The 569-nt window shown below is 52.7% G+C and carries 1 protein-coding gene; it reads right to left on the bottom strand.

Features of this window, described 5'->3' with window-relative positions; all coding sequences use genetic code 11:
- Positions 1 to 569 (bottom strand): EF-Tu C-terminal domain-related protein (locus EPG66_RS22820; protein WP_240042612.1); only part of this gene is annotated, 569 nt, incomplete at both ends.

The raw sequence follows: 569 nt of genomic DNA, 5'->3' as shown, positions 1-569 counted from the left end.
GCGATAACTTTAGCAACAACACCCGCGCCAACGGTACGGCCACCTTCGCGGATTGCGAAGCGCAGACCTTCGTCCATTGCGATTGGGTGGATCAGGGTAACAACCATTTTGATGTTGTCGCCTGGCATTACCATTTCAACGCCTTCTGGCAGCTCTACTGAGCCGGTTACGTCAGTTGTACGGAAGTAGAACTGTGGACGATAGCCTTTGAAGAACGGAGTATGGCGACCACCTTCGTCTTTAGACAGAACGTAAACTTCTGACTCGAACTGGGTGTGCGGCTTGATTGAGCCTGGCTTAGCCAGAACCTGGCCACGCTGGATGTCTTCACGCTTGATACCGCGCAGCAGAACACCACAGTTTTCGCCTGCCTGACCCTGGTCCAGCAGCTTACGGAACATCTCAACACCGGTACAGGTTGATTTCACAGTATCTTTGATACCAACGATTTCAACTTCGTCGCCGACTTTAACGATGCCGCGCTCAACACGACCGGTAACAACAGTACCACGGCCAGAGATTGAGAATACGTCTTCGATTGGCAGCAGGAACGGCATGTCGATCGCACG

Source organism: Pantoea pleuroti, assembly GCF_014156615.1.
GTDB lineage: Bacteria > Pseudomonadota > Gammaproteobacteria > Enterobacterales > Enterobacteriaceae > Pantoea > Pantoea agglomerans.
This window is presented reverse-complemented; position numbering and strand designations above follow the sequence as displayed.